Consider the following 15,076-nt stretch of genomic DNA (forward strand, 5'->3'; position numbering starts at 1 on the left):
CTACGCTGTGGCCCACGGCCATCGCGCGATCTTCGGTTGTCCTCACAAACCATCGATGATCAACGCGGTGGCCGCCCTCATACCCACGCCACGCCCAACGCCGAATCCAAGTGACGTTGGAGTACTAAGGCGTGTTTCATAAGCCGGTCAGAGCCACTCGCAGATGATGGTGATGGTCAGGATGGCTTGGAACCGGACGGCCAACTTGTCGTAGCGGGTGGCCACGCCGCGGTGGCGCTTGAGTCGGGCGATGCCGTTCTCGACGGCATGTCGCATCCGGTAGAGGTCTCGGTCGAACTTCGGCGGCCGCCCGCCGCGGCTGCCCTTGGCTTTGCGGTGGGCGTCCTGGTCGGTCTTGCTCGGGATGCACGCCTTGATCCCGCGCTTGCGCAGGTAGGCGCGGTTTCCGCGGCTGGTGTAGGCCTTGTCGGCCAGGACCAGGTCGGGGCAGGTGCGGGGCCGGCCCACTCCGAGGCGGGTCACCTTGATACGGCGCAGGACTGGGATGAACTGAGGGCTGTCACCACGGTGCCCGGCGGTCACGACCATCGATAGGACCTTCTGTCCCTGCTCACAGGCCAGATGCGTCTTTGTGGTCAGACCGCCGCGAGATCGTCCGAGGGCGTGATCGGCGGGTTCGTCGTGCACGCCACCGGGTGGCTCTTTCTGCAGGTGGCCGTCTCTGCGTGCGCCGGCGGCGTGTTGGTGGGCGCGGCTGGTCATCGAGTCCACGCTGACCGTCCAGGTGATCCGGCCTTGCGCATCGCCGGTGGCCTGTGACGCGGCCAGGATCTTGTCCCAGGTGCCGTCGCGCTGCCAGCGACGGAACAGGCCGTAGAGCGTCTGCCAGGGTCCGTACTCGGCCGGGACGTCACGCCAGGGCGACCCGATCCGGATCCGCCACCTGATCCCATCGATGAGCTGCCGTTTCTCCCACTTCGGCGGCCGACCCTTCGCCGACGCGGCAGGCAGCAGCGCGGCCAGCCGCTGCCACTGAGCGTCGGTGAGGTCGTGCCGCCTCGTCACCGCTAAGGTGGCCACGAGGTCTCCGGTATGACGTTCTTGCTTGGTCGCAGAACCAGATACCGGAGACCTCTTCAGTTGTCGATCACCGCCACGCCGCGACCTTCACCGGCCACCACGACTTCTGAAACACGCCTTAGGCGGATCCGATTCGATCGAGCCGGGTTCGGAGATTGAGCCGAGCCCGGGCATAGACTCAGAGCCGGATCCCCACGAGCAGGTGAGGACCGCCGAGGAGAGCCGACCGCCAGGTCGAAACTTGCGCCGAAAGGCGTAGGTCCACGCTCGACGTTCCTTGTGGATGTAAGCCAACCGCCCGTCAATCCACTGATCGATTGCACTGTCATCGACATGAGCCGACATCGCCGGCCCTTGAAGCGGAGTCTTCGGCTCTGACGCTTTCGGGCTCGCCGAACTGGTCACCGCCCAGGAAGCCCTGCTCAGAAGCTTGCCGATGAGATTTGGGTCTCAGATCCCGGGATCCATACCGACGCCACCACGTCGACACCCAGATCCGGGCCTCGATGCGGTAGGACCCTTGTGATCGGCTTCGACAGCCCCAAGCCGATGGCCGCCACCAGTCAGACGGGAGCAGCGAAGCGTGACCACTTCGACTTTCTCTGGGAGGTCACGCCGAACCACTCGGCCGCCCCACCGGTGCTTCCGGTCAGCCAGAGAGCCACGTCGTGATCAGGGATGATCTCGCCGAGGTGCCGAGTCACCGTCCACGCGTGGACCTCTGCCCGTTGGATACAAATTCATGGATGCGCCACTTGATCGGGTTGCATTGCAGGAGCCACTGCACGGAACACCTCCGAGAGCCATCTCTCGGATAATGCACCGCAGCTGGCGGTATCTCCTGCCGGCGCCTCACGGCAGGACGCCGAGCCCGTGTAGGCACGATCGCCATGGCAGGACTGAGGGAGGCGGCATGGCGAAGGATCCCGAGATCACCGAGTTGCCTGGGCAGGTCTGGGGCCTGGCGGCCGCTGACCCGGGCGGCCCGATCTACCTGACCAGCTATGCGGGTCGTAGCCCGAGCACACGCACCCTCTACACAACCGTCCTCACAGCGGTCGACGTGACCGGAGCGAGGCTCTGGCAGCGCTCATTCGCAGGCCACCCGTTCCCACCACGCGTCGGCGCGGACGGGATCGTGTGGGTGACCCACCACGATGGCGCCAGCGCACCCGTATTCACTGTCACCGGCGTGGGCGCCGACGGGTCGGTGCGGCATGCGGTGACGCTGAAGCAGGATCCGGGTGAGCATCTGGGCGCCGTCGTTCGGATGCCAGACGGCTTCTGCGTCCTATGGCTGCCCACCGCGCCACGTCGGCGGCCTCCTCATGGCAGCACTGCGCGCCTGGCTCGCCACAGCGACACCGGCAGCACCCTATGGTCTACATCCCTGCCCCTCCAGGCGGTTTCCTACCCCGGCGTGGTCGAAGCTGGCGCAGCGACCGGATGGCACGTCCGACCCAAGAAAGCGTGGACGCCATCCACCCTGCAGGTGGATCACCGTCAGCCGCTGCTCGTGGCCGGTGATCGGATCCTCGCTGGGATCAGTGACGGAGGCAGCGGCATCGGGATGTGCACCTTTCTCGACACCGCGAGCGGGCACATCATCTCGACCACCGATCCCGGCCCCTACCACCACAAGGCCATCGTCGGCCCCGGCAGTTTCCTCGTCGGCGCCCAAGGGTACGGGGCGTTCTCCAGCACCCTTTACGAGCGTGACGGCCAGGCAACACAGACCTGGCCAAGCCACGGCCAGATGGTCATCGACCAGCAGGGCACAATCCGCGGTCCGGAGTCAGAGAACATCCTGCCGTCCCGGTCACGGTTCCGAATCCTCCAACCCGACGGATCAATGTGCGACGGCCCGCGCCTCAACGGCTACTACACCAGTTACCCCGCGCTCGACGCCGACGGCACCACGATGTTCTGGCGCGACGGGACGCTCCTCGCCATCGACGCGGGCTTCGACCAGCACGAACTGTTCCGCGCCGATGACGACAGGACCGTCATGAGCAGGACACTTCTCCTCCACGACGCCACAATCGCCCTCGCGCTCGACAACGAACTGCTCCTGTTCCGCGACACCGGGATGGCACCACTCGCCACCGGCCCATGGCCCTGCGCGGACGGCAACATCCACGGCAACCCTGTCGTCCCGATCGCGTAACTCCCGTCCCCAGACACCACCTGAACCGCCCCGATGGTTACTCGTTCGGGTACGCCGAAGAGGCCTCCGAGCAACATGCACTGGTCAGAGGCTCGCTGATGGGATTCGAGTCTCAGTTGCCGGGATCCACACCGACAACAGAACAGCCCATCCCAGGGACGTGCATCGATGCAAAAGACCGTCTGAATCGGCGCCAGCGGCCTCCACGACGACAGCCGGCACCGACCAGGCGGGGAGCAGCGAAGGCTGACCTCTTCGGTCTTCTCTGGGAAGTCACGCCTATCCAGTCGTCTGTACCGCCGCAGGTCAGAGCACCCGACTCGGCGCGATCTCGATGAGCACTTCGGGCGCGGTGACCACTTCGCCAACGTGCACCCAATCTGCACCCACCTGCAAGGCATCAATGCTTGCGAGGGCCTTACTGATTTGACCTGCAGATACTCTCCTGCCAGGCGACATAGAGTGCCGTTGACTGCTGTTCAGTGCCGTTGAGTGCAGTTGTGTGAAGCAGGACGCCGCACCGACTCTGACCTGCGAAAATGAGAACCGGCAGGTCAGCGTGGGTGCAGTTGAGCGCCGTTCAGTGCGGTTGGCGGCTGTTCAATGCCGTTCACTGCATCCGTCTGCTCCCAGCCTGCTCCCCCAATCTCCGGGCTCGAGGCCGGCGCATCTTGTCGGCGGTCGCGGTCCATATCGCGCAGGCCGGTGCCCGGGTTGATACTGGACGCGCGGTGCCGAGTCCTCAGCTGTGACGGATGCCGCCTCGCTTGCACCGAGTCCCTCAGCTCCCAGACCGCTCCCTCCGGGCGCGCCAGCCAGGCGCACCCGCGTAAACGGCACCCCAGCTCGCGCATGTCGAATCGCACGCCGAGTGTTGTTGCTGTGCCGAGCCCCTCGTCGACCGTTTGCGCTAGAGCTGTCGCCTGCAAGTTCTGAGCACGTCGGCCAGCGGGGCCGTCCGCGACCTTGGGCTACTGTTGTCAACGCCGAGCCTGGCGACCCGCCTCGTCTGGACCGATTGCTGCAGCCGTCTACGTCGGTAGCCGTCACTGTCGAGAGCCGGCCAAGGCAACCAACGGGCGCTCAACGACGTACGCCCGCCTTCCAGCTCGCGAGGTCCGCAAGCAGCTCCTCGTAGCGTTCTGATGCGAGAACCGTACCGCCGTCGCGAAGGCGGTTTACGCCAGCGCGGCGCCTCCGGACCGGCGTCCGAACCTTGGTTCCGTCGCACAGCTGCAACCACAGCCGCTCCCGCACCAGCCAATCGGGACCACTGTGGAACCCTCGAACCTGCTCCCACACGATCGTGCGCGTCCGCCACAGCCAGCGCACCCGAACCCCCGATCGACTGACCACGAGCGCAGTACGGTGAAACCGCCATGCGAAGGTGAGCCATACCACCGCGATTCCAGCGAATGCCAACACCGCAGCCAACCGAACCTGCTGCCAGTGAGCGGCCACCTGAAAAGCAACAAGCGCGAAAAGCAACGTACCGAGCACCGCCAATGTGCCGGTGAAGAGCCGCATCGGATCTTCATACGGCCGGGTCCAGGACAACACGTCGCCATCATGACAGCCCAATCCAGCCGCCCGACGCCTGACCGATACCGGCGCTCGCGCCGCCAGCAGGCCAAGGCCGACCGGAATCACCATGCCATCGGGGCTTGAACCCAGCAACGTCGGTTTGCAGTCGAGGTGGACTTACCACCAGATTCACCTCGCCTGCAACGGCCTCGGCCGGACCCTCGCGTTTGTGCTCTCTGGGGCAACGTCGACGACTGAGGTGGTTGCCGTTGACGACCCCGCCCCTGGGGGCGGGGCGCTGTCCGGCCCGCCACGTCACCGGACCTCGATACTGTCGCCGGCTCGCCCGCGGGTCCGCCGCGCCGGTCCGCCACCAGGGCACCGAGCAGCACCTCGACACCTGGATCAACCGCGCCCGCCACGCCGGATGCCCCGAATCCGCGGCTTCGCCACCGGCCTGGATCACCGCAACACCCCCCAACAGCTCTCGGCGCCGGCACCGCCAGCGAAACCGGATGGCAACGTGTGGCGGTGCCCGCGCATCATGACCGAGTGGACGCCCGACGAGCGATCGCTCTGATCGATGACCTTCGGTCATTCGTCGATAGCCGCCGCGCGGAGGTGGCCCGTACGAGCGCTGCCGGCGTCGAGCTTCTTACCCGCTACCGGGATCGTCGGCTGGACGAGCTGTGGCTGGACCACGACCTGGGCGGCGACGACACCATCTGGCCAGTGGTAGAGGTCCTGGAACAGGCCGCCTTCGACGACCGCCCCTTCAACATCGGTGTAGTCGTCGTCCATTCCGCCAACCCGGGCGGTGCCGCGAGAATCGCGCTTGTCCTGAAGCGCTGGGGTTACCGGGTCCGCGTCGCGTCGGGTTGCTCAGACGTCGGCTACGACAAAGGTCCCCCGGCGAGCTGATCGATCCGGCCACGCCGTCACGTACAGTCGTTCTTCATCTGTGGCGGATCCGGAACACTTATCGAGCCCTGGATCTCAGCTACCGACACATCCAACCTGCGTGCCGGGTTACGCGAGCATGCCGGGATACGCGGGCAGCACCGCGGTCGACGCACAGTTCGCTGGTCTCGTGATCGATCCAGTAGCTCTGCCCGGCGCCGATGAAAGTGGGCTGCCGCAGGTAGAACCAGCAACCCACCACGTTGACGAGGATCAGCCGGCGGCAGTCACGCGCTCAACCATCCCGCATCTCCCTCAAGCGCCATCGCACCGCACCTACTTGATCAGCGTACGCCGACCTACAGCCCCCGAGGTGAACGCTTCTCGGCGTGAGTAGACGTCCCCGTTCGTGGCGCTCTTCTTCGGCGTACTCACGTAAGGTATTGCGCAGCTGGTGTTGCTGGGCAGTTGCTTCGCGCTGTCCGGACGGCTTGGCCGTGGGTCATCGTCTGGCCTCGTGGCTGGCTGGATATTGGGACTGGCCACGAGCCTGTACTACCTGTGCGGCGGGTTCGGCACCTAACGAATGCCCGGCCAGCTGCACGCCATCACAGCACCACTTGACAGCTATAGAAGCATCTCACTGCACCGGTGACGCTGGGGCATAGTCTGGGGCGTTGTCCGCTCACGTCCTGGATTGTCCCACCAGCACCTAATACTACAGCCGGGGATTGTGATCACGGTTCGGTGAGGGCTTGCCGGGCGTAGTGGCTGGTCATGGCTCGTGCTTGGTGACGGCGTCGGCGTACCGACCAGAGCAGTGGGTCGCAGCGGCGGCGGGTGGGTCGATGATCAGGATGTTGAACAGGTGACGTAGTTCGTTGACGGTCAGCGCGATCAGCCCGGCCGGGTCGGGACGGCTGCGGTGTGTGGTCGCGGCGGCGAGGAAGGTGTGGGCGAGGATCGCCAGGGTGCTCCAGCGGTGCCAGGGCGTCCAGCGGCGGTGTTGGTGCTGGTCCAGGCCGAGTCCGGTCTTCGCGGCTTGGAACGACTCTTCGATCTTCCAGCGGCGGCCGGCGACCAGGACGAGGCTGCGTAGCGGGACGACCTCGGGTGCTCAGCAGCGGTAGAAGGCCAGCTCACCATTCCTACGGTTGCGGCGGATCAGCAGCCAGTGGTGCCCGCCGTGGGCGTCGGCGGCGTGGGGCAGGGCGGTGAAGGACCAGTCGTAGTAGCGATAGCCTTTCGCGCCCCTGCCGGCGGACACCCGCTGCCAGGCGGTGGCGGGAAGGCAGGCGGCGAGGGCGTCAACGCGGTAGCCGCCAAGGCCGGTGATCACCTGATGAGAGCAGGCCACGGCCAAGACGTAGCCCCGTCGCATCTGACGGAGTTGGGCTGCCAGGCGCGGATCGTTGCCGTAGGCCTCGTCGCCGGCCACCCATCGACACGGCAGCCCGGCGGTGACCGCTGTGGCGATCATCCGAGACGCCAGCTGCGGCTTGGTCGCGAACCGCACCTGCTGCGGGACACCGGCTTCGGCGCGGCGTTCGGCGTCGTCGCACCAGGGATTTGGCGAGGTAGAGCGCCGTGTCGAGCATCGCATGACCAGCATCGGTGGCGTAGACGAGGTGCACGGCGACCTGACAGTTCTCGATCTTGCCGGCTGTGCCCGAATACTGCCGCTGCACGCCGACGGTGTGCCGCCCTTCTTCAGATCACCCGTCTCGTCGATGACCAAGACGGCCTCGGCATCACCGAGGTGGTCGCCGACGAACTCACGGACATCGGCGCGGACATCGGCATCGTCCCACTTCACCCGGGTCAGCAGGTCCTGCATCCCGTCCGGACCCGTGTCACCGGCATGCTCCGCGATCGTCCAGCAGTTCTTCCGCGGCAACGGCGCCAGCAAGCCCCGGACGAAGTCACGCACCCGACGACGCGGCTCCGGCCTGCGGAAACGTTGCCCGACCGTCAGCATCAGGTCGTCGAACAACACCCGCCACCGCTGGGCGTCTACCCTGTATCCGGCAGCCACCGCTGCATCATGGTCAGTCCACACAACCGCCCATGATCGACGGTGGCTGCCCTCATTCCCTCACCGCATCGAACCGCAGCTCAGCCAAGGTCAACAACCCCGGCTGGAGTACTAAGCCTGATCAACCCGATCTCAAACACGCTTCAAGGGATTACCCGAGGACCGTTGTGCTGGCGACGCGGCAAGCGTCCGACGCGGCCTCAACGGGACAGTGCCGAGTTTCCAGCATGAGGCCACTGCCGGGATGACCTGACTCAAGAGGAAATTTCCTCGATAGCGATGCGCCCTTTTCCATCCACAAAGGCCACATTTTTGCCATCCGGCGAGACACTGGGCGACGATGCATAATCTGTCTGACGGATTCGCCGAGATTGGCCGGTGCGAAGATCGACTTCAAGGACCTCCGCCGAGCCCTCGCGAGAGACTGTGACGACGGCTTTACTTCCTCCCGGAACTGGGGCTAGATCAGGGAACCCGTGCAGCTCCGGGCCTACCTGTTCCACGCCTCCCTGTTCCTTCAAGGCGGTCGTCAACCGCCAGACGCGCCGCTCGTAACCGTCCAGACGCTCAGGCCGGGGCTCATTGGTGGCAAGGAAAAAGATGCTTCCGTCGCCAACGACCACGGGGGACTTGGCTGACTTTCCCGACCGGCATGAATATTCTTTCCAATCCGTGGAGTAGCTGCCGACGGATTCCCCAAAAGGTTGAATTTCCCAACAACCATCCTTGCCTGTGCCGATATAGCCGCTCCGGCCATCGTCGGCCAAAGCAACAGCAGCGGTCTGTATTGACACGTCCAGGATGGTGGAGAAAGCTCCCGTGGTTTCTGAGTACGAGATCAGCCTTCCAAAGCCGTCGCACACCGCCCCCAGCCCCAACTTGCCCGGCTTGACAACGAACAAGAAATTAAGCGGACCACAAAGGTCGGGTATTTCCGCATTTGATACCAGTTTGCGTTCGCGGCCCGCATCGCGGAGCCATAACTCGCTACCCTCGGAGCCAACCTCCCGGAGAAAGTAGATCCTGTCCTGCGAAACCCACGCGACATCGTCAACCTGCGGCTGCCCCATAACTAACGGTGTGCAACCGCCCACAGCCACGAGCGCCACACACGCCGCCAGCTTCGAAAAAATCTTCTTCATCAGCTCACCTTTTAGGCGGGATCATTCGCAGGTTGCCGTCGCGCGTTGACCGGGTATACGGCCCCATCGTCGGCTTATATCCGTCGAGCATGGCAAGCAGGCGTGCCTCGATCTTCTGCTCAGCAGAGCTAGATGCGCCGACGGGGGCGACGTAGTTCCAGTTGGACATGACTTTCGCGCCGATGCGCGCTCCGACCTCGTTGTTATGTAGATCAGCGTTGGACTCTTCCGATCCCAACATTTCTCCCGGCTTATCACCATCCAGCTCATGCGCCGCACCGAGAGCCAGAGCCTCCTCGACGCTGAAGCCGTTAGCGGTCATCAACGCCATCCAATAAGAATGCCTAAACGCGTTTCGCTCACCAAATATCCAATTTTTCTGTCCCTTCAGTCGGGTTGCACGCTCTTTCGCCTGTTCCGAAAGCCGAAAGGCGAGTATGCAGTTGTATCCCGGCATGCCACCGCACCACCCGGCTTGGTAGACGGGAACGCCGTCGGCAGTCGACTCTGCCTCGGCGTTGGCGCCTGGGCCGTCCTTGAGCGCGGTCGGGGGCTTGTTGTTTGGATTGGGGCCTGTCCGGTGGCGCGGCAGTGTCATGTCTCGGGAGCCGGCGCACCGCGGCCAGCAACCCTTGCGATCCTTTGCCCTGTTCTTGCGATTGCCTTTCTCATCGCCCATCCGGTAGTCCGGGCAACTCCGGACGGTCAGGCAGTCGGTGTCAATGAGGCCAGTAGGGTCGCTGAAGGTTGCGGGGTTGTGGTGCGAATAGGCGTAGCCGTGCCATTGCCTGGGATCAGTCATGTCCATGAGGGGGTCGACCGAGATGAAGCTTCCGATGGAGGGATCGTACAGGCGGGCGCCAAGGTGAGTGAGGCCCGTGTTGTCTTTGGTTCCGCCGACGAAGCCTTTGTCCATGCCGGTGGGCCAGGTGCCGGTGGTGGTGCCGCGTTCGGTGCCGAAGGGGTGGCTGCGGCGGCGGGCGGCGGTGAGGTCGGTGCTGGTGATGGTGGTTTCGGCGGTGCCGTGGTGGTCGCTGGCGATCCAGTGGAGGGTGCCGGTGGAGGTGCGGGTGGCGATGGTGCCGCCGGGGCCTGTGTAGTAGCGGGTTGCGGTGGCGGTGCTGGTGATGGGTTTGCGGATTTCGGTGCCGCCGGGGAGGTAGAGGGTGGCGCCGGTGGGGTCTTTGCGGATGAGGCGGTTGCCGTCGGCGTCGTAGAGGTAGCTGGTGGTGCCGGTGGTGTCTTGGGTGGTGGCGAGGTGGTTTTCCGGGTCCCAGGTGAGGGTTTGGTTGCCGGTGGGGCCGGGTCGGGTTTTGGTGTTGCCTGTTTCGTCGTAGGTGTAGGTGGCGGTGGTGGTGTTGGCGCCGCTGTTGGTGATGGTGGTGACGGCGTGGGGATGCGTGCCGGGCGCGCCGCCTTGTGCGGGGTAGGTGTAGGTGCGGGTGAGTGGGGTGGCGGTGTGTTGGGTTTCGGTGGCGCGGTTGTCGGTGCCGGGTTGGTAGGTGTAGCTGTGCCAGTAGGGTGCGGGTCCACCGAGGTTGGCGGTGGTGCGTGAGGCGGGGGCGCAGTCGGCGTTGGTGGGGGTCCATGCCTCGGTGAGGCGGCGGAGGTAGTCGTAGGTGTAGCACTGGGTGTCGGTGCTACCGCCGGCGGGTGTGTCGTTGATTTTGGTGAGGTTGCCGGCGTTGTCGTAGGTGTAGCCGAGGTTGAAGATTTCTGGTTTGAGGGTGGGGATGGCGGAGGTGTTGGTGACGCGGCCGGTGTTCTCATCGATGGTGCTGGTGATCTGGACCTGTTTGCCGACCTGGCCGAGGGTCTGCTGGGTGATCTGTCCGAGCTTGTTGTAGGTGATGGCGGTGTAGATCTGCGCTGCGGAGACGAGGCCGGTGATTTGGCCGATGTCGTTGTAGCCGTGAGCCACCTTTTCCTTGGCCAGGCCGGCGGCGGCGGGGTGTTCGACGTTGGTTACCTGGCCGTTGGGCCGGTACGCGGTGGCGTACTGGTAGCTGCAGGGGGTGAGGGTTCCGGAGGCGCAGAGGCCGCCTTCACTTGGAGGGATGGTGACCTGGGTGGTGAGGGGTCGGCCGGCGGGGTCGAGGGTGAGGGTTTCGTTGGTGTAGGCGTTGGTGCTGCCGGCGGGTTCGTAGCGGGTGGAGCTGGTGAGCTTGCCGATGCCGTAGGTCAGGGTGTCGTAGACCCACTTGGCTCGAATCGGGCCGGTAATGGAGCCGTCGCGGATGGTGGTCTTCCGGCCGAGGTCGTCGTAGGTGTAGGCGAGGATCGTCTGGCGGTGATCCTTGGTGGTGGTGAGCTGTCCGGCGGCGTCGTAGGTGTAGGTGGTGGTGCCGCGGTCGGGGTCGTCGTCGCGGATCTTGCGGCCGCGTTGGTCGTAGGTGTATCGCCAGGTGTTCGTCGCCGGGTCGATGAGTGAGGCGAGTTCGTCGCGGTCGGTGTAGGTGTAGCGGGCCTGCTCGAAGGTGGCGGCGGTGTCGCTGCCGACGTCGGCCGGGTTCTTGTACTGGCGCAGCGCGGTGGTGCGGCCGCGGGCGTCGGTGATCGTGGTGGTGGCGACACCGCCGAGCGGTGGGGTGACGCTGGTCTTCTCGCCCTGGTAGCGGGTGGTCGTGCGCCACTTTTCGTTGGTGGTCTCGTTGACGCCGACCTTGAAGATGGCATCGGTGAGGCGTCCGGCGCCGTCGTAGACGTTTTGGGTCAGGGCGGGCACGGCGGGGGTGCCGGCGCCGCCGTAGACGGTGGTGTCGGGGGCGGTGTTGGTTTTGTCGTAGTAGGGGGCGGTGGACCAGTCGAGCAGGCCGCGGGAGTCGTAGACGGTGTCGGTGAGGGTCCGTCCGCCGCCGGGTGCCTGAGTCTGCACTTGGCGGGCGCGCAGCAGGCCGTCGTAGAGGGTGATCGAGGTGGCGTAGTTGCTGGTGCCGAGCGGATTGTGGGTTTTGGTGGTGACGGCGGTGGCGGCGGTGTTGCGCAGCAGGTAGGTGTACTCGGTGCTCGGCGCATTGGGATAGGTGGCCTTGTCGCGTCCGGGTAGCCAGACCTTGGTGAGGTGGCCGAGTCCGTCGTAGGCGAGGTCGGTGCGGATGCTGTTCGCATCGACGATGGCGGTGGGCAGGTTCCACGCCGGGGCGTAGCTGGTGGTGGTGGTCTGCTCGAGGGCGTTCTTGACCGAGACGCTGGTCACCGGGCCGGTGGCCGGGCTGTAGGTGGTGGCGGTCTTGCGGTCGAGGGCGTCGTAGCTGTCGGTGACCCGGCCGTAGGAGTCGTAGGTCCAGCGGCCGGTGGTGATCCAGGTGGGCGTGGTGCCGCTCCACCGGTCGATGGCCTCGGTTTTGGCGACGTTGCCGTAGACGGGGAGATCGGTGTCCCAGTTGTTGGCGGCGTTGTCGTAGGTGGTGCGGGTCGACGACAGCATGTCGGCGGGCAGCGTGGGGGGGGCGGCGCAGTCGACGCCGACAGCTTCGGTGCGCTTGGGCAGGCCGAGTAGCCAGGTGGATGGGTTGCGGGCGTACCAGGTGCGGGTGCAGCGGTCGTCCGCGGTGGTGGATTCGTCGCCGAGGTCGTCGACCTGGGTGGGCAGGTTGTCGCTGTTGTAGCTGGTGACGGTCTTGGTCCACCGGGTGGCGCCGGTGGACAGCTTGAGCCGGCTGCGGGTGGTGCCGGTGTTGGTCATCCAGGCTTTGAGGTTGCCGGAGCTGGCGGTGGGGCCTTGCTTGACCGGGGTGGTGATGGTGCCGGAGATCCAGCTGCCGCCCACGCCGAGCAGCGTGGTTTCCTCGCGGATCATGCCGGCATAGGCGTCGTGGTCCTCAACCGTGCCGTTCTGGGAGTCGGTGATCCACACATCGCGGGTGCCGGTGGGCTGTTTGTCGTCGTCCATGCCCCGGAAGTAGAGGTACTCGGTGGCGGACTGGACGCCGGATTCCAGGCCGGTGCGCACGCGGATCTTTCCCCAGCCGCGGAACTCGCTCCAGGTGCGCTTCTTCTCGTCGGTGAGCTCGGAGTTGTCGTAGTGCCAGGCGGGGGTGTCGAGGTAGTCGTAGTTGGTCTGTTCGTGGGTGAAGCCGCCGGTGTTGTCGTAGACGTCGATGCGGTCGACGCGGTACTTGTGGAACCAGTCCAGGGTGGCCTCTTCGCCCTTGGGCCCGTAGTACTGCGGGAAGCAGCGCTTGGTGTTGCTCGCCGCAGCCGGCGTGTTGCCCCGCGTGCACTCGGGTTTTGAGTAGGTGATTCCGTACTGCGCGCCGGATTCGGTGGTAACGGTGTTGATGCGGTAACGGAACAGGTTGGAGCGTCCGTCGGCCGGCCCGTCCACGCGGTTGGCGAGGGGGTCGGCGCCGGGGTCGAAGACGATCTCGGGGACGGTGGCTTCGGCGCCGCCGGCGGTGGTGACCTTGCCGGTGCGGGTGATGCCCCTGAGCCACATCGGTGACGCGCCCACGTCACCGGACTGCAGGTAGGTGTGGCGCAGGGAGATCTCGTCGACGGTGCTGTAGGTGGCGCCGGTGCCGGACTGCACCTGTGTGGTGATCATGTTGAGTCGCTGGTTGGTCCAGAACGTCGGCGACAGTTGCTCGGTGCACGGCGCGGCGGTGCAGTACTGGTCCCAGGGGGTGTCGGGCCAGGACGCCTGGATGGCGGTGCTGCCCGACCAGCAGGAGCTGACACAGCGGTCGTCGTGGTCGAAGAGCACACGGGCGGCGGCGTAGGTGGTGACGGGCGCGTCGGTGCGGTTGCCGTATTCGACCTTGGTGAGGTAGCCGCCGCGGTCGTAGATGGTGCGCTTGTTCTTGTCGCCTTCGCGGCCGTAGGCGCCGGGCTCCTTGCCGTAGAAATAGGTGATCGTGTTGCCGTGGGTGTCCACGACGTAGTCGAGGTTCCACCGCCAGGCTTCGGTGGCGCGGGATGCGGCGAATCCGCTGGTGTTGTAGCCGGGCTCGTCGGGGTGGTTGCCGTAGACGGGCACGGTCCAGGTGGAGTTCGTGGTCGTGGCGCCGGAGCTGCCACCGCCGCCGTGGTTGCGGCCGAAGTAGTACTGGGTGCCATCAGGTGTGGTCATCTTCCAGTACTCGTTGTTGTTGTCGTCGTTGCTGGTGTCGGTGGCCAGCTCGATCTTCGACCCGTCGTCGGTGACGCCCTTCCAAGTGTTGCCGCTGGACTTCACCAGTTCGGTGGCCTGGCCGTTGAGCGAGACGGTGGCATTGCCCTCCGGCTTGTACCAGCACAGGTCACCGCCGGACACGCTGCCGTTGTTGGCGTTCTTACCGCGGATCGGATCCTTGTCGTCGGCGCAGGCCTTGAACTTGCGTTCGATGTAGCCGGGCCACATGCTCCACCCGTCACCGATCCATGAACCCTGCGTGTTCGTGCCGCCGGTGAGTCCGTCCACCGCCGCCGACGAGTAGGACATGCTCAGGGCCGGCGCCAGGCCGCCGGGCACCGGCGGGACACTGACCGGGTACGACCAGGAGAACGCCCCGGTCTGCTCGGAGACCTGCCACGTGCTCGCCGCTGACAACGACGTCGCGGAGTAGTCACCGTTGTCGCCCGAGGCACCGGCTGCCAGCGCCACCCGCGCTGATGGTGACAGCGTGACGGTGGCGCTGACCGTCTTGGCGGCGGCGTCGTTGGTGCTGGGCAGCGGCGTACCGTCGGGCAGGGACACCAGCCGCAGCCGCGACGCCCAGTCACCGCCGCGATCGGCGGCGACATCACGGTAGGACACCGTCAGATCGACAGCGCCGCCGTCTCGGCGGCCGTCGGCGCGTCGCACGTCCAGCACAAGACCCGACACCCCGGCGCTACGGGCGGCGGCCTTGTCCGCCAGGCTGACCGTCACGTGCCCCACCGCTTCCTGCCCGGTAGCGGCGGAGGCCCGTGCGCGTCCCGCGTGCGGGCTGACCCAGACCGGCAGCGCGCCGGCGCGCTGCCGGACTCCGGTGGTGAGGTCGACGGTCGCCGTGCCCGCCTGCGGCCAGCGAGCCGCCGTGCCCGCGGCGCGGACCTCACGCGCTCCGGCGGTCCAGGAGGGCCGCACCGTGTGCTTGAGCGGCTTGACCGCCACTCCCGTGACGTCCTTCGGCTTGGGAGGCTTCCACGGCGCCGCGCCTGCCGCATCAGCCGGGACCTGGGCGGTGGTCACCGCCATGATGATGGCCATCATCGCGGCGATCGGGGTGCGCGCCTGCGACAGCCGGCGTCGGGAGGCCGCTCGGAGAGCGGATGGGGAGGAGGTCACGGACGGTCCTTCCTGCG

The 15,076-nt window shown here is 66.0% G+C and carries 7 protein-coding genes; 2 read left to right on the forward strand and 5 right to left on the reverse strand.

Going from position 1 to position 15,076, the window contains the following annotated elements:
• Window positions 1-147: 147 nt before the first annotated feature.
• Window positions 148-1,041, reverse strand: a complete 894-nt coding sequence (locus tag BAW75_RS19695) for an IS5 family transposase (RefSeq protein ID WP_104114483.1) — start codon at window positions 1,039-1,041, stop codon at window positions 148-150.
• A gap of 913 nt (window positions 1,042-1,954) precedes the next feature.
• Here BAW75_RS19695 and BAW75_RS19700 point away from each other — a divergent pair.
• On the forward strand, window positions 1,955-3,208 hold the full coding sequence (locus BAW75_RS19700) for a hypothetical protein (protein ID WP_244206179.1): 1,254 nt from the start codon (window positions 1,955-1,957) through the stop codon (window positions 3,206-3,208).
• A 1,083-nt stretch (window positions 3,209-4,291) separates the two neighbouring features.
• Here the strand turns inward: BAW75_RS19700 and BAW75_RS19705 are convergent.
• Window positions 4,292-4,861 carry a hypothetical protein gene (locus BAW75_RS19705; protein WP_244206180.1) on the reverse strand — a complete coding sequence of 190 codons (570 nt, stop codon included), beginning with the start codon at window positions 4,859-4,861 and terminating at the stop codon, window positions 4,292-4,294.
• Between the two features lie 423 nt (window positions 4,862-5,284).
• Between BAW75_RS19705 and BAW75_RS19710 the strand changes: the two genes are divergently transcribed.
• Window positions 5,285-5,653: a cyclic-phosphate processing receiver domain-containing protein gene (locus BAW75_RS19710; RefSeq protein WP_104114484.1), complete on the forward strand. Its 369-nt coding sequence runs from the start codon at window positions 5,285-5,287 to the stop codon at window positions 5,651-5,653.
• A gap of 1,096 nt (window positions 5,654-6,749) precedes the next feature.
• Here the strand turns inward: BAW75_RS19710 and BAW75_RS19715 are convergent.
• The 3 genes from BAW75_RS19715 to BAW75_RS33225 form a co-directional block, all read right to left on the reverse strand.
• Window positions 6,750-7,628 carry a transposase gene (locus BAW75_RS19715; RefSeq protein WP_420915037.1) on the reverse strand — a complete coding sequence of 293 codons (879 nt, stop codon included), beginning with the start codon at window positions 7,626-7,628 and terminating at the stop codon, window positions 6,750-6,752.
• A 293-nt stretch (window positions 7,629-7,921) separates the two neighbouring features.
• A complete protein-coding gene (locus tag BAW75_RS32090; protein ID WP_146074862.1) occupies window positions 7,922-8,809 on the reverse strand; it encodes a TolB family protein in 888 nt (295 codons plus the stop codon).
• A 4-nt stretch (window positions 8,810-8,813) separates the two neighbouring features.
• Complete coding sequence (locus BAW75_RS33225) at window positions 8,814-15,059, reverse strand: RHS repeat-associated core domain-containing protein (RefSeq protein WP_167435591.1); 6,246 nt, start codon at window positions 15,057-15,059, stop codon at window positions 8,814-8,816.
• Window positions 15,060-15,076: the final 17 nt, after the last annotated feature.

Source organism: Micromonospora chalcea, assembly GCF_002926165.1.
Taxonomy (GTDB): Bacteria; Actinomycetota; Actinomycetes; order Mycobacteriales; family Micromonosporaceae; genus Micromonospora; species Micromonospora chalcea.